At 51.5% G+C, this 23,795-nt stretch carries 5 protein-coding genes; 2 read left to right on the top strand and 3 right to left on the bottom strand.

Going from position 1 to position 23,795, the window contains the following annotated elements:
- Position 1: 1 nt before the first annotated feature.
- Together ACOMG9_RS21225 and ACOMG9_RS21230 are read right to left on the bottom strand one after the other, a co-directional pair.
- Positions 2-19,846 carry a leukotoxin LktA family filamentous adhesin gene (locus tag ACOMG9_RS21225; protein ID WP_494529370.1) on the bottom strand — a complete coding sequence of 6,615 codons (19,845 nt, stop codon included), beginning with the start codon at positions 19,844-19,846 and terminating at the stop codon, positions 2-4.
- A gap of 106 nt (positions 19,847-19,952) precedes the next feature.
- Positions 19,953-20,651, bottom strand: a complete 699-nt coding sequence (locus tag ACOMG9_RS21230) for a SapC family protein (RefSeq protein ID WP_422135460.1) — start codon at positions 20,649-20,651, stop codon at positions 19,953-19,955.
- Between the two features lie 193 nt (positions 20,652-20,844).
- On the opposite strand from ACOMG9_RS21230, the gene ACOMG9_RS21235 reads away from it, so the two are divergent.
- On the top strand, positions 20,845-21,036 hold the full coding sequence (locus ACOMG9_RS21235; protein ID WP_494529371.1) for a hypothetical protein: 192 nt from the start codon (positions 20,845-20,847) through the stop codon (positions 21,034-21,036).
- A gap of 27 nt (positions 21,037-21,063) precedes the next feature.
- A complete protein-coding gene (locus tag ACOMG9_RS21240; RefSeq protein ID WP_494529372.1) occupies positions 21,064-22,284 on the top strand; it encodes an HD domain-containing protein in 1,221 nt (406 codons plus the stop codon).
- 23 nt (positions 22,285-22,307) lie between these two features.
- Here ACOMG9_RS21240 and ACOMG9_RS21245 read toward each other — a convergent pair whose 3' ends face one another.
- A complete protein-coding gene (locus ACOMG9_RS21245) occupies positions 22,308-23,669 on the bottom strand; it encodes an OprD family porin (RefSeq protein ID WP_448218372.1) in 1,362 nt (453 codons plus the stop codon).
- Between the last annotated feature and the right edge of the window lie 126 nt (positions 23,670-23,795).

Consider the following 23,795-nt stretch of genomic DNA (forward strand, 5'->3'; position numbering starts at 1 on the left):
CCTAGAAAAATCTCCCCCATCCCCAACTGCGGCTTTCAGAGGCAGGCTTGATATACGCATAGTGCTGTGTATCGACTTCCGTACTGGTGCCCTCGTCATCGACCTGAGTCACCCGGATATCAGGTGCGTAAAAGCTGACGCCATGCCTGCCAGTCAGACTGAGTTCTTCAACCTCCACGCCATTTTCAGCACGAATCGAGCCACGTTCCATGGTCATTTTGCCGGCAAACAGGAGATCACCCACCACCAGCCAGGCGTTACCTTCCAGTTCATCAATGGACAGTGAGCCCAGAGTTGTCATGTAGATATTGCCACCGGTCGTCTTAAGCAGACTGGCCTGAAGATCGGCACGGGCCAGAATGTTGATATTGCCACTCTCAGTTTCTGCTGAAAGCCATGGCAGATCAACCACCAGCGGATGCCCGATACCTGTAGCAGCCTGAAGAACAGCCTCTCCGTTGCTGGCTGTCAGGTGACTGGCATCACGCCACTTACTGAATCTGTATTCATTGTTTCCGTAAATGCCGCCTTCTGCAGAGGTGAGAGCAAAGGCCAATCCATCAGCGTGGGATGTCAGACTGCCGAGATACTGGTTACCGCGGGTATGAATGGTTACCGCGCCACTGGATTCAATGGAACTCTCATAGCCCATTGAGAAACGATCAGCTCCGTAATGCTCAGAGGAACCTATTGTCAGTGAGGCCGCCTTAAGGTCTGTCCAGCCCGAAAGACTAATGTCCCTCTCGGAGAACAAGCTTACAGCACCTTCAGCAATGACTGATCCACCCAGGTCAATATCTCCCCATCCTGCCCTGGCGGTGAAGTCGCCTCCTGCAGTCAGCGCACGGTAATTCTGGGAAGACGTGGTGCTGATGAAGAGATCACCGTCGGTTTCTATAACACTGTCATAGCCCGTGCTGAAGCGATAGGCACCGACCGAATCTTCTGAACCAACGGTAAGGGAGCCTGCTTTCAAATCAGTGTGTGAAGCCTGATGGATATCCCTTGCGGAATAAAGATTCATCGCTCCTGCGACGTTTACATCACCATTGAAATTGATCCAGCTATGTGCAATGGCGTCAAAATCACCGCCAGCCGTCACATCACGATAAGACTGGTAGTTTGTGGTGTGTATGAACATGTCGTCAGCAATCTCAATACGGCTGTCGTACCCTGCATAGAAGTTGTATGCCCCGGCCTGCTCCTGACTGCCAATGGTCAGAGAGTTGGCGCTGAGGACACTTCGGCCTGAAAGGTCAATGTCACGTCCTGCCTGCAGTTGCATATCCCCTGCAGCAATCACGGAGTCAGCAAAGTAAATCCGCCCTTGCTCAGCCACAGCATTAACACTGCCACCGACGTTTGTTGCCTGATACTGCTGATCGTGTCTGGTATGAACCAACAGGTCACCATCAAGTTTGATGGTACTGCTGTGACCAACCGAGAAGTTGTAGGCTCCCACCTGACTCTCTGACCCTACGGAAAGAGAGGTCGCTGTGAGGTCATTGTGGGATGACAGGTAAATGTCCCGACCAGCTTCCAGATTAATAAAGCCCGCCGCAGTGACTGACTCATCGAAGTGAATATTTCCATGAGCAGACCGGGCAACAAAGTTTCCACCAATATTCAGAGCTTCATAGTCTTGGGAATAAGTGGTGTTCACAAACAGATCGCCGTCGGTTTCGATAGACGAACCGTATCCAACCGTGAATCGGTAAGCCCCTTCCTGACCTTCAGTGCCGATGGTCAGTGATCCGGCCTTAAGACCTTCCCAGGCTGAAAGGTAGATATCCCTTCCCGAGTGGAGGTTCACAGCACCACCTGCCGTCACAGAGTCCCGGAAATGGATAGAGCCATATTCAGCCCTTGCCGTGAAATCACCGCCAACGATCAGTTCCTGATAGTCCTGGCTGTAGGTGGTGTTCACCAGCAGGTCGCCCTCTGTCTCGATGGTGCTGCCATACCCCACCGAGAAACGATAAGCTCCGGACTGATTGGCCGTTCCCACAGCGAGAGAGCCCGCAGTGATGTCTTTCCATGACGAGAGATAGACACTACGGCCAGACTCAACACTCATGTCTCCACCTGCTGTGACAGACTCCTTGAAGTGAACATCACCGTATGCACTGTCAACAGCGAAATCACCACCGGCGCTGACGTAGTAAAAGTCGAGTCCATCCCGGGTAGACACAGAAATATCATCCCCGGCCGTCAGGCTGCTACGATAGCCGGTGTAATAACGGTCAGTACTGAGACTGATATCTTCTCCAGCGACCAGATTCCTGCGGTATTGCTGATAAATGCGGTAGCTGGTATCAAGCTCGATGCTCTCGCCGGCATTCAGATCCTGATAGAGATACAGTTCATCGGTGCGAATCCGCAGAGAGCCGCCAATATCACCAATGGTACCGGTCAGATAGAGCCTTCCATCGGTCTCAAGCTCAAGATCGCCACCCGCGCTGATCTGCACACTGTCAGGCAGTGACAGCGTATTATTAATAAGCGCCAGGTTGCCACCGGCATCAAGCACAGTGTTTCGTCCCAGATACAGGCCGTCGGACTCAACCCGCAGGTCCTCTCCGGAAATCAGGCTGCGACCCACTTCCAGATAAACATCTTCAGGCGTAGTCAACAGAATATGTCGACCGGCATTGATGTCCTGCTTAAGCTGGATGTCACTGTCAGTGTTGACCTGGAAAGAGCCTCCTGTCTGCTGCACCTGACCATTCAATCTGACCAGACCACTGGTCAGCAATGCCATATCACCGCCCGCTCTCAGGCTGGTCGTGTCAGGCAAGCTCATACCATTATTGCTGAGTGTCAGGTTTGCCCCTGCGTGCAGATTGTTATTGCCCTGCAGATCCAGCCAGTCAGAAGTCACACGGATGCTGCGTCCAGCCAGCAGGTGTTTTTCGGTAGGCAGAACCAGGGTTTCAGGAACAGTCAGAACAATATCCTGACCCGCATTGAGGCTGTGCAGAATATCGAGACCTTCAGCGCCGGTAATTCGAATGGAACCCGCGCTGGAACTTACCGGGCCATTCAGAACGACCTGACTTTGAACCGTCATGTCGATGTCATTGACAGCAGAAATTTCCACATCGTCGCCCATCTCAAAAGTGTTGAGCAACACAGTGACGCCATCCCCGGAATTCAAACGACTGTTGTCACCCAGCACCAGAGTGTCTGTGTCTATTGAGATGCCACCGGCTGAGGTAATGCTTTCTCCCGCTGCCAGATTCACTGCGCCTGGCTCTGAAAACGCAGACAGTCTCAAGACAACCGGGCTGCCTGTTCTGATGTTGGTATGTCCACCAGCAGTAACAGACTTGTTGAACAGAATCGGTCCAGATCCACTGAACAGGGTCAGATTACCTCCTGCCACCAGTTCGGAAAGATCCATCAGACCGTTGGTGGTCAGTTGCATGTTGCCGCCGGAGAGAATTCTGCTACTTGCCATCTCGAGGAAAGCAGCCTTGAGATCAAGGTTGCCACCCGCGCTCATGCTTCTGCCTGAAGCAATCAGGACACCCTCAACCGCTTCTATATTCATATTGCTGGAAGCGCTGATATCCCCCTGAACATTCAGCCCCTTGCCCATCTTCAGCGTCATGGCGCCTGCAGAAGCACTGATAGAACCACCGGCAGTCAGATCACCTGCGGTTTCTATTTTCACGTCCGCTGCAGCCAGAGAGCCGGACAGTGTCAGGTCGCCACTGGACAGTACATCAACGGTTCCCGCAACTGTGGCAGAATCAATGGCAAGCACGGAGCCTGATTCAATATCGACATCGAGATTACCGCCTACTTCCAGAACGCCAAGCAACATGGAGCCCGGTGTGTAGAGTTTCATGTCAGCACCGGATTTCATCAGACTGTTGTCGCCCATATCGATGAAGGCGGCATTGATGTCCATGTAGCCACCAGCGGTAATGCTTCGGCCAGAGGCCATTGTCAGCCCATCTGCAGCAACAATGTCGATATCATTGAAGGCACTGATATAACCCTGAACATTCAGCCCCTTACCTACCTTCAGGGTCATGGAACCAGCTGAAGAACTGAGGGAACCACCGGCAGTGAGTTCGCCTGCGGTTTCAATGGTGACGTCACTGGCTGCCAGAGAGCCGGACAGATCGAGATCACCGCTGGAAAGAATGTCGACGATACCCGCAACCGTCGCACTGCTGATAGCAAGCTCGGCACCCGACTCAATATCGATATCCAGGTTACCACCCACTTCCAGAGTGCCCAGCAGCATGGAGCCCGGTGTATAGAGCTTCATGTCAGCGCCGGATTTTATCAGGCTGTTGTCGCTCATATTGATGAAGGCGGCGTTAATGTCCATGTAACCACCGGCGGTAATACTCTTGCCGGCTGCCATAGTGACACCTTCAACGGCAACAATATTCATGTTGCTGAAAGCACCGATGTCACCCTGAACGTTCAGACCTTTGCCCATCTTCAGGGTCATGGAACCTGTTGAAGAGCTGATGGAACCGCCAGAGGTCAGGCCACCGGTTGTTTCAATACTCACATCGCTCGCAGCCAGAGAACCGGACAGCGTCAGGTCGCCACTGGAGAGAATGTCCACAAGCCCGGCAACAGTAGCAGAGGCAATACTAAGGGTTGAGCCGCCCTCCAGATCAATATCCAGGTTACCGCCAACCTCCAGAGTGCTCAGCTCCTGGTTGCCTTTGGTGGTGATCTGAAGATTCTGGCCAGACTTTATACGACGAGTGGCATACAGTCCCTTCTGTCCATCGAGAATAATGGAGCCCTGGTCACTGGTGATATCCGCATTCAGGAACATATCGCCACCTGAGGTAAGCAGTATATTGCCTGTAGAGGTTGCGACTGTGTCAATCAGAGTCAGGTCAGCCTGGGTTTCGATGTCTACCTCACGGGCATCCAGACGAGTCGCGGTAATTGAACCCAGTTGAGCATCAAAACCGTTGCTGGCAGTCAGGTCAATCACACCATTGCGGGCTGTCAGATTAAACAGGTTCATGCTGTCTGACGCCGTCATGGTGATATTGCCGGAGCTGGTCACAGAGGCCAGAGAATCCATCGCAATCCTGTTGGCGTCAGCCAGAAGATTTCCACCCTGAGTGACAATGTCACCATTCAGAGTCAGCTGACCATTAGCCAGAAGCGTCAACAAACCTTTGGATGCAGTGACATCACCCAGAGTGAGGCCGCCAGACTGGGCGTAGATATTCGCACTGCCCACTCTGACGTTCATGGCGCCCAGGTCAATGCTGTCGGCATCTATGTCAGCGTCATTCCCAACGGTCATTGTGTAACCACCGCTGGTCAGAGCGCCATCCACATCCAGAGTCAGGTCAGTAGCGTCAATATTCCCCTGCAGAGCCAGGGCGCCCACTGCGCTGAGGGACAAGGTTTTGTCGATATCAACCTGCCCCAGCGTGAACAGGCTGGAGTCCTTCACGTTCAGCCAGGCATTGCCTGCGTCAGCACGGAAAGTACCCGTACCTGTCATAATCAGATTCAACGCCCCGGAACTGCTGCCCAGATCGTGGCTGTTGACGTCCAGATTGAATGACTCAGCAGCAAGGAAGCTGTCGTTGTTGTACGACAGAAGATCATTACCGTTGGCTATGGAGAGCAGGCCACCAGCACTGATTGATCCCAGATAGAGATCACCACCCACACCCTGAAGGTACATATCCGATGCAGCACCCGCCTGTCTGAGCGCTCCTGTGAGATTGAGCTTCACGGCATTGCTTTGTGAGCCAATATCGCCACGGGTATTAGCGATAAACAGGTCACGGGCAGTTATATTGGTCAGCCCTGATTTAGCTTCAATGGCACCATCCACCACCAGACGAATGTCGTTACCGGAAGAAGCCAGACTGCCCAGGGTCAGGCCGGATTTGGACTCGATGTAGATCTCTTTGGTGGCCGATGCGTAGAGTTCCCCGGACATATCGATCTTGATCGGGTCAACCTGCTTGACGTTGAACGTTACATTGTTCTGGGTCACTGTCGTTGAAATATCACCGGCACCGGCAGCCAGCAGAGCCGCTTTCTGGGCGTCGGTAATGGTTCCGGAACCATCACGGCTGACACTGAAGACCAGGTCATTCAGGTTTTCACCGACACTGCCGCCATTGGCAATCAGGTGAATGTCGGAAGCCTTGATGTTGGCCTCCCTGTTGGTCAGCTGGCTTGAAGCATCGCCATTCAGCGCTGTTGCAGAGATACTGATATCCAGCTGGCTCTGCTTCCACTTTGCACCATCCACCATGCCGGTGTACCAGCTCGAGTCTTTCGCCAGAGTCAGGCGATAGCTCTGATCGTAACTGCCAGTGAGCAGATTGCCATAGTCATAACCGAAGAGAGTACCTTTCTGCTCAATCCCAATGGCGTCTTCAGCCTTGTCGAAAACATCAGCGGCAGCAACCTGATCTGCGAACCACTGTTCAAGTCCCTGATAGTCGGCCTTCACCAGACTGGTCAGTTCCACTTCGTCAGTGGTGTTGTAACGCACTTTCAGGGCTTCAACAAAGGCGGGATCGATGGTGAAACCGGCATCGCTGTCGTCAGACAGACGTTGCTTGATCATCCAGTAGGTATGGTACTTGTGCGTGAACTGGTTTTCGTAAGACGACACAGTCACAGCACCGGCGTCATCATCCAGCAGGTTCAGGCTGTCCCATACCGCAGCATCATAAGCCAGCTCTTCATCGGTCTTGTCCAGTCGGCCAATACCGTTGGTAATCCGGCCATTACCCAGCTTGATCACCACTTCTTCGTTAGCATTGGCGCTGTAGAGCTCAAGGTCGCCATTGGCCTGATTAACAGCAATATCAGTAGCGGCATTCAGTTTCACTGTGCCGGTGGTGGAAATATTGACGAACTGGTAGGTACCGGTATTGCCAATGGTTCCGACCTTACCAATGCCACCGGTGGAGCTGGTCAGATCCAGACGGTCAGATTGAATAATCGTACTGCTGTCTTTGGCCACAATGCCTTTGTCAACAACACCAACAATGTCGTATTTGGCTTTCAGATGTCGAAGTTCGACATCACCATCGGCGCCTGTCACGTTGAAGTAAAGAGAACCATGACTGGAGCTCAGGCCCAACTCGTCGGTAATGATCGCCAGTGCATTATCCTGGCTGCCAATGCTGCCTCTGGCCGCAATGGTGGTCACGTCAGAGGTAATGGCGGTGGACCCCGAAGTGATCAGATTATTGAGCGTGCTGATATTCGTGGTGCCACTGGGGTTATAAACGTTACCGGTCAGCTCTATAGAAGATTTTGAGGTCAGGTCAATAAAGCCATTAGCCGAACCAGTGAACTGGAAGCTGATCGCGTTGTCCGCCTTCACATAGGTGTGAGCATCCATCCACATACGATAGGGAACGTAAACCACGGGATCGACATTGGTCATGTTACTGCCGTAGTACTTGTCGTAGCTGAGGCCCCACTTCACCCCCCAGACGTACTCACCACCACGGTCATAGACCTGGGTCAGGTAATTACTGGCTGTGCCATTGGAACAGGCTTCCGGCTTGTAGGAACAGGTGGTGTAATAGCTGGTTTCAGTGTTCCAGTTGGTTTCGTAATACCAGTCCCCCAGGGTGTTCGGGTACTTCGCGAAGTAGCCATCGATAGACTTGCCATCATAAGGCGCAGAGCTGTCTCCGGGCGGATCGAAGCTACGCACCACTGTCGCCCCTTCACGGATATAAAACAGCTGTCCGGCCATGGGGTTGTAGGTCATGGTCGACGTTGTTCCGGTGCCGCCAAGGCTCTTCACATAATTGGATTCGTCATAACTGACCGCCCAGGCGTCGGTCTCATACTGTCTGATTTTGTTGCCGGGCGAGTGAACGAACCATTCACTGTAATAGCTGCCATTTTTTCTTTTGTTCAGGTCGGTAATGCGGATAACACCAGTGGCATCGTCTCCGGCACTGATAGTACCGAGCACCAGCTGCTTGCTGGAGTCGTTATTGATGTCAATCTGGCCAAGACCGTCCTTAACGGTAATATTACCTTCTTCGCCGGTTGAGGAAATTCTAGCCCTGATAGCCACATAGCCACCGCCGCTGACCGGAATATCATCAGCCCTGAGCTTGCCGGTAGCAACATCATAAGTCAGACCGATGCCGGAGGTGCCATTACTGGACGACACATCAAAGTTATAGTATTTCAGGGTTTTGAGGCCGGGCAGAGACGGATGTTTGACCCAGAGAGCTTTGGTTTCGCCGGGCCTGATATTAATCACATCGCCGGCAGAAAGTCCGGCGTCCCTGATGTAATCGGCGACGGTCGCATCAAAGCCTGAACCCACATCCACAGACCAGGAGTTATCGGTACCGACAATGATCTTGCCGTTGATATCCAGACGCTCGGCATTAATAACAACCTTCTCACCAATAATCGAAGTGCCGGTTCCGCCGAGACTGCTTTTTACCTGGGAGTAGGTAGCGCTCTGCTCAAGTTTGGACTGTAAATTCTGAACAGGCTTGAACTTCCACTTGCTACCGCCACGACTGCTGCTGTTGGTGCGCATTTCGAATACTACTGCATCGCTGCCGTTGTATTCTTTACTGTCGCTGAAGCCCCAGTTGAAGTAGATGTTCATCTCGTCGTAGCCGTAGCTACCGCCCTGGTAATAACTCTTCTGGTCGTCGGTATGACGGATTGCACGGCCTGTAAACCAGTTATTGAAGTCATTAATACCAGTAGCATTGATGGCTGTGCTGTATTTGTCGTTGAGATAAAGCTGCACAAAACCTTCAGCGGAGGGTTTCCAGCCAGCAGTGTAGTTGACCAGCGCCTTGGGATCACGACCGTAAGTTTGTGGCTTGTTGGAATTCAGCAGCAGGCTGCCGTTCTCTACGTTCAGGTTAATGGCGTTAGCTTCGATGGTAGCCTGCTGAATCAGATCGCCTTCTGCCACATCAATATTGACACTGGACAGCAGGTTAGAGATATCACCATTAATAATAACGTCAGAGTCAAGGTAGTTGGCGCCGGTTGGCGCATGGCTGATATCAATGCCAGTCTTCGACGTGAAATCACTGCCGGACTGCTCAAAGATATAATTGCTGCCCAGCGAGGCACCGCCAGTGACAAACACGTTACCGCCGGTCTGATTGGTAATGCTCAGGTTTTCCAGCAGCAAATGTTCATCGGTCTTGTTCTCCACTTTGATGTAGGCGTCGCCTTTGGCAGTAAAGTCAGGTTTGTTACTGCCAGCCAGTGTAATGGTGTCTGCCACCAGGTTGATATTCCCTGCTGTAGCCTGAACATCCGCCACCCTGATGGCATCGTTCGGATTCGCAGACAGATCATTGACGATAGCCGACAGCAGTACAATTTCTGACTTCAGCTCATTGATCTCATCCTGGTAAGGGTTTGTGCCACCATCGACGATGCTCTCGGAGCCGGTGCCGGATGAGCTGCCGGTATCTTCGCCATCGCCATCACTCACTGTAATCCCATCGATAAGGATGCTGGAACCGTCCCAGGACTCCAGCAGGTCAACGCGATCCTGAAGATCCTTGATGTAGGCTTCCAGTTCTGCCCGGCTGGAGTACTTCTCATTCATCCGGGCTGCCGTACCATAACGGTAGAGCTGCTTATTAATGGTGCCGTCGGACTCTATTTCCACCCACTGATAGGCGTACTGCCCGGCAACTACCTTACCATTGCCGTTAAAGGTCAGAATATTACTGGTGCTGGAGTCACTGCTGCCAAAGCTGGTTTCAGAACTGAACAGCTCCAGGTAGGGGTTCTTTTCAATGCCACGGTGCGTGGAACTGACCTGTCCTTCATTGGCTTCAATAAACACATGGCTGTCGGAACCAATGTCAAAACCATCAGCAAAGTTCACCTTGTTATTCAGGGTGATGTTGGATTTTGCCTTGTTGCCAGCCGGAATAGGAATAGCCGTCCAGTTATAGACGTTGGCCAGGGCATTACCTGTCAGTTGATTCTCCTGAAAGTAATTACTGCCACGGCCGCTGTAGATTCCGACATTACCATAACCATTGATAATGGCATTTTTACCAATATCAATCTGGTTAAGAACATCCAGATCAACGGTACTGACACCACCGGCAACACCAGCTGCCGCCCAGACGGTTACATTAGCCTGGGACACGGCACTGCCCCGGGAGTAAGTGCCGATACCAATCTCTCCCCTTGGGTTATAAAGTTCAGCCCCTTCACCCAATGAGATTTTGTTGCGGGTTTTGACATCCACATCGGATTCAGCGCCTGCACCCTGCAAGGCACCACCGATTTCCAGCTTGGACTCGTCGTAGACAAAGAAATCCGTGTTGGCGTCCAACATAATGTTGTGGTCGTAAGTGCTGTCCATCCAGGCCAGGTCAGAAATCTTCAGCACAGCGTTTTTACCCACCACCACTTCGGCGGCGAGGTTTTTCAGATCCTGGTAGGAAAGTCCCGCAGTACCGTTGGCGGCACCACCGCCCGCGCCGTGAATAGAAGAGGTAAAGCCATTGAAGTAAGGATTCTGAATCTGGTAAGCGCTGTTGAAAGCGTCAATATCAATATCCAGCGCCGAGAAGCTGACATTCTCGCCCAGCTCCACCCTGGCATTGGTATCCACCTCGACCAGAGAAGTTGCGCCTGAACCACCCACTACAGAAACGGTGGTAGCATCGGTTCCGGCAAAGAACTCCGTCTCACTGCTGGCAGAAATATAAACACCACCGGCATCGACAGGAACAATCCGATAGTTGCCAGACCAGTCATCAATCTTGACCGCAGCGGACTCATTGCCATTGCTGTGATCACCAGCATCCATAACCGATTCTGCAGCACTGCCAGAGTAATAGCCGCCACCGCCTGCGGTGGTAAAGCTCTGGTTCTGGTTGTAACTGGTGGCGTCCAGAGTCAGGTCACCCGGACGTTCCAGGGCAGCTATCGGATTCTTGCCAAACTCAACCCGGCTTGAGCTGAAAGATTGAGCAACACCTGTCTGATAGCCTCCGGCCACCAGACCAACAAAGTAGCCGTCGGCATCAGCAATCTGCACCCCGGTATGACGGGCATTCACAGTGAAGTCGGAATACGGCAGATACACGCCATCACCTACTCTGGCGATAGACTGAGACTTGTTAGTGGCCCTGGCTTCACTGCCTGCAATACCAAGGAGCAAACCACCGGAAGCGGCAAAGGCTGCAGCATAGGCACTTTGATAACCGTCCGCGCCACTGCCGGTCTCGGAGCGAACAATAACTTCACCACTGCCGTTAAATACCGTTCCGTCAGCCACTTCGGCTTCCGCTTTAGTGTCAGCAATGGCATAAGCAAAAGAGCCGCCCATGGAACCACCCGCCGCAACGGTGACACCATAAGCACTGGAGTAAAGCTCCGATGCAGACTGGGCATTGATATTAACGGCACTGGAATCAGAGCCGGTATCAATGGTGCCGTAAACTGTCGCTTTTACATCGGAATCATCGCGGGCGTCAGTCACAACCCCCTGAACTCCTGCCAACAAACCGCCTGCCAGAGCGAAGCCTGTGCTCTTCACCATACCTTCGTTGAGGGCAGAAACGGTGATGTTGTTATAGCCGTCAATCAGCTTGCCTGTTTCACCCACCCAGGCATCAATGTCACTGTCCTTTTCTGCATAGCCAATGCTGACCCCAAGAGCCCCGGCGCCAATATTGATGTTCAGGGAACCATCGGTAACCGATGAGGGCTTACCGCTGCTGACATCCCCAAGACGAATATCAGTGGAATCGGTAGCGGTAACTTCAAGATCTCCGGTGTCGTTACCCTCTGCTGAGTTGATTCCGGCCACAACCCGGTTTTCACTGCGCGCATCGGTGTAGTTAATAACGACGCTGGTACCACCCAGGCCAACAATAAAGCTCTTCATTTCAAGAGCGCCGTCATCGCTGCTGGCATTCTCCAGGCTTGCGCCGATCACCGCATTGTCTGCCTTGACATTGCTGTCTACGGTGGCGATGTTCATTTCATAGGAACGACTGATACCCACCACGCCTGCAATACCCACAGAACTGGCCTGAGCTGCGCCCAGCCCCTGGTAGCTGTGCTGCAGCGTACGACCGTTGACGTTAAGCGTATCGACATCAATCTTGCCGCCACTGATCCGGGCAGCAGTGACACTTTCACCACTGAGCTTGAGAGACTTACCTGATTCTGTAGTGGTTGAGGTAGAAGGCGCCTGGCTGCGAGTGATGGTGACATTGTTGTCGGCTTCCAGCGTAGCAATTTCTTCATCAGACAAATGTCTGTTATAGCTGGCAGTGTCCGTAGCCAGAACCGTGTTGGCTTCGTTTCGGCTTGGATCAAACTCATCTTCAGCGTTGGTGCCATCTTCGGCTGTCGTATCACCCTGACCGTAAAGAGCAAGACCGATACTCAACGCCGCCGCAGCGTTAGTAGATGCAGCGCCGGCAACACTGATCAGATCGGACTGGCGCTGGGCATTGGCGTCAATATCCAGTGTGCCCGCTTCAATGTCCGAGCCAACCACTTCACTGTAGACCTGGGAACGTCCCAGCACCACATTCGCCACAGCACCCACACCCAAACTGGCGCCAGCACCGATACCCGCAGCCCACTGATCAGCATCCTGAAGTTCCTGAGCATTAACGGTCACATTAGTGGCGGCAGAAGTGCCGTCACTGCCACGAATGTCTGTGGTGAGGTTGCTATTCTTGAGATAACCATGAATTGCAGCACGTGTTTCGCCACGGAACTCCGTAGTATTGATCATCGCTGCGACACCATAGCCGCCACCCAGTCCAGCACCAAAGACATAACTTTTTGCACTGGAAACCCGATCAGCATCCACTGTAACCGTATCTGAGTTCACTGCGGTAGTCAGGGTATCGCCGTTATCGTCCAGATCATTGCCAATAGTGGCTTTCGAATCACCACCCACAATATTGACGGCCAATCCAATACCAACGCCCACTGTCGTACCGATACCGGCTGCACCGGCGGCGACATTGGCTTCCTGACGTCTGTCGGAGACAACCACTACCTCTCTGGCATTGGTTGTGCCACCTCGTAACCAGGCACGCGTGTTACCGGCCTGTTCAGTGATAACCACTGAAGCAGCGCCACCCAGGCCACCGGTTGCGCCTAACCCGGCTGCCACACCCGCTGAAACGGCCTGAGCCAGTTTCGAGGTATTGGCGTCAATGGTTACTTTATCCGCATTAACAGTGCTGTTTTCAATCGTGGCTTCACTGGAACGCTTCTGGTCATTGGTGGCAAAACCACCAACTCCCGCGCCAGCGGCTTCACCGCCACCAGAAACGGCAACACCTGCAGAAACAGCCAGTCCCGCTTCATGAGCATTGGCACGAACATAGACATCTGCACCATCTTCACCGGAAACGCCGGAATTAATGGTGGCATCCTTGATGTAAGCTTTAGTAGCGTTATAGGTGCCGTTAGTAGCAACATTGGCATTGATAGCAACGGCCTTGCCACCAGCACCGCCGACAGTAATCGCTCGCTGCTTGGTTCTGGACGTTGCGTTAACAACAAGACCGTTGACGGATTCTTTGGTGCGCTCCACAGATAACGTGTTGAAGCCGGAAGTCAGGTCACCCATGGAGACAGCATCCGGATTGGAACTGTCACCGGCAGTAGAAAGATCCGGCAGATCACCATAGCCCTTGAGATCACCGGTATCCACCTGCATAGTGCTGCCCTTGCCTCTGGCAATCACTACTGCATCGTCAATGTAGGCTTCAGTCTTGCCGTATTCCATCGCTGTAGAGATGGCAACAGCACCAGCGCCAGCATCGACACCAATGCCAACAGCACCACTGCCCACCAGATTGACGCTCATCGCATCAGCATTGACCAAGACATTGTTCCAGGCATCTATTCGGGCATCGTCGGCAATTCTTGCTGTCACATTGCCGTCTATAACGCCGGTTCCCACGGAGCCGACCAGGGATACCTGCTTGGAAGCCGCAACACCGGCGTCGATGGTTAGCAGCCAGTTACGACGGAAAGCGTCAACAGTAACGTTTTGCGCCTTGAGTGTTGTACTGCCAGGGTTGCCTTTGTTACCCAGCACTTCTGCCGTGACATCTGAATCGACACGGTTGGTAGCAATGGCGACACCACCGGCGGAACCATTGCCGGAGCCAGCACCCATCCAGGCTGTGGCTACGCTATCACTGTAATCCTGACCCTGGACAACGACATCACCGCCACTGGTTGAAGATGCTGCGCTGGAACGATTGGTGGCGGTGTCTTTAATACCGGCTTCGATGGATTGATCGACATTGTTGGTAGAAATTGCGCCGGCAAAGCCAATACCACTCTGCCCAAGATTGGCACCTATAGCGATGGCGTTGCCCACCAGCAGATTATGATCATTGGATGTTCCGCTGAGCGCCCTGACGGTAAGATCCTCATCCACCTTGAGGCTGGTGTTGCTGACCCTGGCTTTTGTTGAATGCTCGTCAGTACCTACAAGATTCAGGGCTACTGCCAGACCTCCGGCAGTAGCGCCACCCTGACCACTGGCCACCGCTACTGAACCAGCGACGTTAATCAGATCCATGTCATTCTGGGCGACCACAGACAAGTCACTGGCGTTGATGGTCCCCTTATCGGAACCGTTCCAGTCACCAATTTCAGCCAAGACCTGGTTATTCAGGCGGTTAACCGCAACAGAGCCGACACCGGAGAAGCCGCCAGTGCCTACACCCACACCAATGGCAACACTGTAGAGCAGGGAGTTGTCACGGGCATTGATATTAACGTCTGCCCCGGCTCCTGACTTATTGATATTGACGTCTTCCATGCGGGCTTTGGTTTCACTTTTCACATCCGCATGGGCGTAGGAAATACCCAAATTCTTCTTACCAGCTTGAACAGCACCGGCCACAGCAATGATGCGCTTGCCTTCTGAGGAGTAGTTGTAAGTCGAGCCGCTACCGTCTTCACTGGTGTGGACGTTGGTATTGTCCATGGCTTCAGCACCGCTGAAGTCGTAATCCTTGTTAGTATTGCTGGAGCCGAGGTCACTGAGAATCTTGTCAAGATCGCCGTCTTTCTCACCACTGGCATTAAGATTAACGACACCCGCCCCGGTGATGTTGGTGCCTTTCATCAGCGCCTTGGTATCCGCACCGATGGAACCTATGGCAAAGCTGCCCTGGAAGCCCAGGGAATCTTCCTGATTATTGTTATAGCCAATACCTGCGGCGCCAATACCGATCCGGTTCAGGCTGCGGGCACTGATGTCGACCCGGTCAAAGTTATTGAGATAAGAGCGGTTGGAACCACTGAAGTCAACGATGGCTTCGGTGGCTGCACCGTCATAAACATCCTCATCATAGGCGGTACTGAGAACATTGTTACCATCCGGGTTGGCGTCTCCGGGAATGGCGGACGGATCATTAATCTCGGCAAAGGTAATGGCCAGACCGGCCCCCTGCTTGCCGCCGCCGTAAAGGGTACCGCCCCCTACGCCCACATAACTGTTGTTATAGGCGGAGACTTCAAGATCATTATTCGCCCCCTGATTTGAGCTGATTGACGAACCTTCAATCCGTGCTGATGTGCCGTCGTATATCTGGGCACCCGAGATGGACAGCGCACCATTACGTGTCTGGCCAGAGGAAGAGTCCGGCCTGGTGACAGATAGCGCCAGGGCGACGGAAGTCAGTTCACCACCGTGCAATGCCTGGACATTTACGTCATCGGCATAAGTGATGACAGAGTCTTTAATCCAGGCCAGGGCATCATTGAAACTGATCTGATAGGAAATAGCCCCGGCAATAGTATCCTGATTGGTAGGCGAATTTGCTCCCAGCATAGACAGCGCTGCTGAACCTGTCGCAGAAGCCGAGATCACTTTTTCCAGAGCCTGAACGTCAACATCGACATCGTTGTAGCTGTTACCGTTCTGGTGACCGCTGATGGCAGCACCATCAATAATGGCCTTGACGTCCATATTGTTGACGGAGACAGTAAAGCTGCCCGCCCCTGTCAGGCCCAGCTGATCCTTGGAGACTTCCGCAGAACTTTTGCCAGAACCTGAGCCACTGTCGTCGTTCTTGCCGCTTTCTGACGATTTGCCTATCGATGAATCACTGCTGCTTCCGGTAGCGCCGGTGTAATTCGCAGCCAGCTTGGAAGACAGGCCGTTGTACCAATTCTCGAACCTGGCGCCAATGCCGGGCTCATCACTGGGCTCAGTGGTTAATGCTCCGGCAACCGCCAGAGATCCGTTGGTACCTGTTGAGCGGGCACGCACGCCGACCGAGTTAACGACGATGCCTTTTGTTGGATCAGGTGCAGTTGGCGAACTTGGGGAAGGTTTATCGGTCTCGTTATTGTTTTTGTCCTGGAACTTGACCTTATTGTATTCCTTTGAATTGTCACCAATAAACGCCTTGGTATCGCCCTGGGAAACGTTCGCCGCTATAGCGATGCCAACCGCTGACTGGTCTGACCAGCTGAAGGCACCAGCCGCCGCCCAGTTGCCAAATTCATGATCAGCAATGATAACGAGATTATCAGCGCTCAGCTGAGCCTGATTGTGCAGGGATGCGTGAGTCAACACTTCCGAATTGAGAAAACCAAGAACGCCGCTGAAGCCAATACCACTGGACTGCCCGGAGGAAGGCGTCACCAGGAAGTGACGTTCGTCGGTTTCTGCGTACACCCCCACATTGCCACTGGCATTGACCGTGGCTTTGCCAATACCCGCCACGGCTGAGCCGGACTGCTGGATATAGGAAATGGAGCCGCCAACCGACTTACCTTTTTCATTGGTGCCGTTTGCGTTCGGTATCAGCCCCAGACTACCGAGATTACCAGCAACAGTGGCGGTCTCCATCAGGTTGTAGGCCCTGACCGCTACCGAGTCATCAAAAGAGAAGGTATAGGTGACGTCTTTAAAGACCTTGCTGCTACCCAGAATTCCGGGAACTTCACTGTTGGCCTTCAGTTCTCTGCTCGCACTCCAGTTGCCCGTACCGGTTGTCGTTATTTTGGCCTTGTCGCCTACCCAGGCCTTGGTGTCCATATCGTTCCACAGGACATTAAAGCTGCCGCCGTAGGCTTCTTTATCAGCTGCAGCACCGGCATTAGCGAAACCGGTCAGAATATTGTTTTGTAACCCGCCGACACCGTTAAATTTGCCGACGACATCAGAGAAGGTGTCCCACTTGTCGTAGGTGGAGACAATAGGCATATGTTGCAGAGCAATGACACCGAGATTAGCCGCATCGATCTGTACCCACTGGCCGACTTCTGCTACCGCGTCACTGTCGTTAATGGCAAGGTTAAGGGCCAGCGCCAGACTTTTGTCCGATGCCGGAGTCTGGTTGCTGCCACTGGAATTCTCTTTGGGAGCCGATACAGCCGCTTCTGCCGAAGTTCTGTAACCGCCCTGGTCGCCTCCCAGGGCACCATTGTTGTTACCACCCGCAACGGCCTGATTATCGCTGCCCAGATCGGTCTGGCTGGCAACCAGAATATTGCCAGTCGCAATAATATGTGGTGCATCCGTCTGCCCTGATACATTGGTGCCGAGGAAACTGTAGGCATCGTGATCCGAAAGATTGAGGGAAAATGCCAGGCCGCCTTTGAAGCTGACCTTGCCCGTTTCATCGGTGGGAGCAGAGTGCCCTATCGGGAGGTATTTGGTGGTGAAGTTGTGGACACCATTCTGCAACGCAGAAACCCCGCTGATGGCTTTGGAGCCGATGGTGCGCATGAACAGGTTACTGCCCACTGTCACACCGGAGTGAACCCTCTGGTTCAGAGTCCGGTCCAGGGCTGTGATGGTAACATTTCCCGTCTTATCCTGATCGGTTCCAAGGCTACTGCCCAGCTCGGCCGTAGCATTGGTATCAAAATCACCCACAGCAACCGCAACACCATAGCGGGTTGCTTTCAGGCCATAGGCAGAAGCAGAGATATGGTAGTAATTCTGGTTCTCTGCGGCTACCACCAGATTGTTGGCGTCCAGGGTAACGCCGCTGTCAATCTTGGCGGTTGCGTCTACATCGGATTCCCCGACGGCGGCAGCAATCACTACCTTATTGGCATCTTCAGCAATAAGGTTGAATGCTGTGGCCGCCACATAGGACTCGTTGTGGGCAGAAACGTCCAGGTTTCCTCCCGCCTGAATCGTAGCTCCTGACTTCACGTGGGTAGTACTGGTGGCGTCACTGGTGGCGTAAACTGCCGCCAGTGCTCCGGGCAGAGCATTGCCCAGGGTAATGGCGGAAGCGTCGGAAACAGCATGGGATTCCGATGCCAGAGAAACATTACCACTGGCGTTTATATTGGCGCCGCTGTTGACGTTGACCGTTGCTTCAGCATCGGCGTCCATCAGGTAAAATGACGCTCCGGCAAGGGCACCACCCACCACCGAGCCCATGGCTACGCCAGGTTCCTCTTTGATGCTGCTGGCAGCTTTTGATTTGGCGCTTGCGGTCAGACTTCCGGCGTACACCTGACCACTGAAATCAATGTTGGTTGTCGCGCTGGCAGAAGCCAGGCTGACATCCTGGCTGGCTGAAGCCGTGAGCGTTACATCACCCCGGGCAGTGTCGCTTGAGTTTCGAGTATCGAGAACACTGCCGCTGTTCAGATCTATATCTTTGGAGTCAATACTGATGCCCGATTCCGCAGCCAAAGTGCCACTGACGCTGGCCTGAGTAGCAGCCGTGACCGTTACACTGCCCTCTGCATCCAGAGAACTGCCGGAATTCATCTGAACCTTGTCACCGGTAACTGTCACTGATCCATCAGAGAGAACACTGCCAATCAGGTTAATGCCGGAATCATTGGTTTCCGGAGAAGCTGTAGAACCACTCTGGAGTAGTACACGATTGCTACCGCCATTAAGAGTCAGTGTCGTAGAAGCGCTACCATCAGCCTGAAACTGAATACTGCCGGACGAAGCCAGACTGGCGCCGTCTCTTGCATCCAGAGTGGAACCCGAGTTGACGGAAATTTTCTCAGCCGTGATGGTAATTCCACCATCGGCATAAAGATCACCGGAAAGGTTAATGGCAGCGTCTGCGCTGCTGGAAGCCTTGAGAACAATAGTGCCGCCATCGACCTTTAATTCGTTTGGAATAGTCAGGTCATCGACGTTAACCGCCGTGTAATCGTTGTTTTGTCCATAGTTGCTGACACCGCTGGCAGCCGCTGCATTGCCGACAATGATGATAGCCTTTTCATCAACATCAATGGTGTTGGCGTAGATGTCTATGCCTGAAGCTGTGTTGATCTTGCCCTGGATTCTCACCAGGCCAGAGGAAGAGACGCTGAAACTGTTACCGAGGAGATCACTGACCTCACTGTCTACCGGCGCGCCATTGGACAGAAGCGCAGCGATTTCACTGCTATCGGGTGTTTTTATAGAAAGCTTGCCGACATTGACGACACCGGTCTCACCTACGATGAAGCCAGCTGAGCTGGCGAATACCACATTACCGCCCAGGGAGCCGTTCTTGTAGCTGTTCAGGATACCGTGTACTTCCGGCGCATCGGAGCCCCTGACGATATTGACCAGATTACTGGCGTCAGCAGGTACTGTCAGGTTAGCGGTATGGGAAGTGCCGACTACAAACTTGTCAAAGACATTGATGGCGGAAGCATTGGAGCGCTTTGTGGAAGTAATGGTATGGACATTACCGGAACTGGACAACGAGGTGATTCCATCTACGGCACGAATGTCGTTATCCACTGCCATTGCCGGCGCAGAAAACAGAGCACCGGTCACTACCGGCCAGGGAACCTTGTTGAATGTTGCCCTGTTAGCCAGGCCAATAGAGGTCGACAACAGCGTGCGATTAAAGCATGTCATAGAATCCCTTTCCTTTTTTTTTTATTCCTGACGCTGTCCTTCAGGCGCCCCAGACGAAGAAGAGGGGGCAAGCCCCCGTCTGTTTTAACTCTCAATGACTGCAGTTTTACTGTTGTTTTTTCAGCAACCGCTTGAGCGCTCCCAGAGAGTGCAGGTGCGCATAGCTCCAGGCCAGCCAGCCAGCCTTGAACCAGTCGTTTATTTTTTCTTCCTGCAACCCGGCCAGCTTTTTCTCATCGATGACATACAGCCCTTCCAGCCTCAGGGGATTATCCTTATCGGCCATGACCTGAAGATTAAAAGGTGAGAACAGCTCCAGCTCACTGCATTCATCACAATAGGCGCGAGTATTTTTGTACTGCTGGTCGTAGTTGTTCAAAAACTGGATGATGTTGTTCAGGGTTTCAGAGTTTTCACCTTCGTCATTAAAGAGTGCCTCACCCTCTTCACCACCAATTTGAGCAGATTCCTTGTCAAAACAAACCGTTCCCTCATCGGTGAGAGCAAAAGGATAGCGTCTGACAAAGGCTGGAACATAACTGTCTTCCCAGCGTCCTTCGCCATCCAGTTGTTTATGGCCGGCATCCATCAGTGAAAGCAGCGCCAGAGGAAAAAAACGTCCTTCATCATCTTTGCTGAAAAGCACAGGCATATCTCGACTGGCTTCAAAAAACTCAATACCCGTCAGAGGTACAGAATTTACACTATCGGTAAATGAATAATCTCCGGAAGATTGGTATCTCAGTGCCTTGTGAAGATCACGATTGAGTGGTGCAGGGTCTTTATAGAAAAGTAATGCTGCCATGCTTGAAGTCCATTCTCGTATAATTCTTGTTTAATCTCATTGGCAAGAGCATTGTCGCACAAATCACGCGCTCTACTCAAACCGTAATACAGGTAGAAGGTCGCAAATACGACTGCAATTCCGTTAAAGACGATGAAAGCCGGACTGGATCAATAATCACAATAAACGAAGAGTCTACAACGGTAGCTCACAAATGGACTCAAAACATTTATTGAAAAACCTCGACATTATCCTCGCTTCTACATTGGCTCTTGCTTTGATCAATAGCGTTTCAAACAATGCAGTTTATGGTATCTCACTTGAAGAAAGTCTCAGGGAGTCGGAATGGAATCTATGGAAGAAATTTTACGCTCCCCTGGATTACTTGCACACTCTCTTTAACTAACAGCCAGTTTAGATAAAAAGGGCAGAAATGGCGACTATACTGGCAAACACCGCTTTAGAGCTAACTTTGGTTTACCAGTGTTTTAAGGTGCATCAAATGATAACCTGTCATACTCTGTCTCAGTGCTGCCACCAGCAGTTCCAACGCTTCTCGTGGTACCTGCTTTTAGGCCATTTATGTGTTTTGGGATTCCTGGCCAAAGCCCATAGCAACGACCATGAGCAGATAGAAACCTATTATGGCGTGTTGGAGTTTAATCGTGCCCAGTTTCCTCTATTGTCAGAACTGTTGAACAGTCAACCTGTTAAACGACTGAAGAACATTAACCAGTATGGAATTATTCAGCTGGTTGACTCTCAGGGGCATAACAATGAATCTTATACCCGTTATGACCATTCCCTTGGAGTACTTTATCTTCTGAATTATTTCGGGGCTCCTTTTGAGGAGCAGGTCAGCGGGTTGCTCCACGATATATCTCACACAGCATTCAGTCATGTCTCAGATTACCTTTTTACTACAAGCTCTGCAGGAAATCCTGATTACCATGATTCGCTATTTAGAGGTTTTTTAGAAAAGCACGGGGTTGCCTTGATATTAAAAAATCATGATCTAACGCCTGACGACGTAGTCCCAGAAAACATTCAATTTACAATGCTCGAAAGAGAGCTGCCGGATATATGCGCAGACCGGCTGGACTACATATTACAAGGCTCAGCCAGAAGGAAGACTTTAACCCGGGAACAGATCGATCAGATCATAAAGTCCCTTCACCATGATCCGTTAACTAACCACTGGTATTTTAGCAGTCAGGATTCAGCCCAGTTACTTGCAGATGCAAGCCTGGAGCTCAACAAGAATATATTTGTCACCGCCTGGGGACGGACACTTTACCAATGGACGACAGAGGCAATCAGACGCATGATATCTATAAATGAACTGACTTTGGAAGATATCAAATACCAGATGGGAGATAGAGAAGTATGGCAGTCCATGCTAAGCAGCGAAGATACAAAGGTTGCCGCTCTTGTCGAAAAAATAAAATCAGCCTGGTACCGGGTTTATGAGACGACTGATGCAAATGAGGCTAGCACAACCTTTGAAAATCTTCGTTGCCGGGTTGTTGATCCCAGGGTAATGGTTTCAGCGAGCTGGAAAAGGCTGTCAGCCCTTAGTCCATCCTTTAAAAGGAAATATCAGGCTGAAATGGAACGTTGTCGGCTCTTTTATGCAGCCATTAAGTCTCCATAAGGCGACAGCACCTCCGGCTGAAATCAGAAAATCCGGAAATCATAATCAAGCCAGACACGCAAATCGTTTTCTTCTTTGTGAATGGCTTTTCGTAATGCCTTATCATTTCGATAAAGACCGTATTTCAGTTTAAATTTCAACCCTTCCAATACAGTCTTCGGAAAGGCATAAACCAGATGAATGTCGTGTTCCTGTTCTGCGACAGCTATTTTTTGGCCGCCGGGGGTGCTAACCTTCATACCGGAGCCATAATGAAATGAATAACCTGCCTTCAGCCCTTTGAGCCAGGATTCTGAAAAATGATAAGTAACACCCATCATCCATGCGGTTTCACCGTCATACAACATATCTTCTGCAGAACCTGAAGTGTTAATGTCCCAGTACCCGTGGGTGTTTGCTCCGAAATCATAATAATAAGCACCGGGTGGAGTGTAAGCATTGCCTGAAGCTTTTACGCTGGATGGTGCCTTAAAATGACTGACTCCTGCACGAAAATGCCATGAACCAGCAGCCAAACCCCCGTGAAGGTTGATAACACTGGCTTTATCGTCAAATAATGGCGAGCCACCCCAGCCTGCACCCTGCCAGAGACGACCACTTTTTTGGGTTTGATAATAACTACCCCCCAAGTTAATTTTGAGATTCTGTCCTGCGTATGTGGTAAACAAGATATCGCCATTGTGTGCCTTTAAAAATTCTTTGGCAAAAGCATTGCGATATTTAAGCCGCAATTCACGCTCTTTGGAAAACTGAAGTGTATAGATCGCTTCAGCACCTATGATGTAATCAATTTTTTCACCGGAAAAGTTCATCAGACTATGAAAACCTGCCTGATTTCTAAGTGACATTTGATCAACCAGAGCAAAACCGATTTCCAGGTTTTCAATCGTGCCTTTGAGATTATACCCATTCCAGTTGCTGGGAACGGTTCTTGAGCTGGAGCCGGAAATCAGTCCGGTACGTAAATTCTGTCGTCCCGCCTTAAAGCTGAGTGATCGGTCTTCGTAAGTTGACGGTAATTTTACTTCGACATAGGCTTGCCCCAGTTTACTGAACCCCTCATTATCACGATTTAAAAGCTGATATGAATAAGCATTCTCTTCGGGCATATACAACTTGACAGCGCTATAGAAACTGGCTCCTAATCCTACTATGTCACCCAGACTGGAACTCAAATCCAGCCATAAGCCTCCCGCCCAAGCTCCAAGTGTCGAGTCTTTTACAGTGTTATCTACATCGTAATATACAGTCCGAAGCTTTCCGCCCAGTGTCGTATTATTAATAAAAGGCGCATTATCTGATAAAGATTCACCCGATAAAACTGCAGTATTCCAAAATCCTGAAGCAAAAAACACTAATGGTTGCAAACCTGATTTTAAGTGCATATTAAAACCTGCTACATAGCTACTGTGGATTGCACAATAGCTACCTTTTGACATTTTAATTACGGTCATACTTGCTTAATGGCAAAACCCGACATCAGGACTGACCGACCAGGATCAATTTCACCT

It is taken from the genome of Endozoicomonas sp. PH6C, from assembly GCF_059322965.1.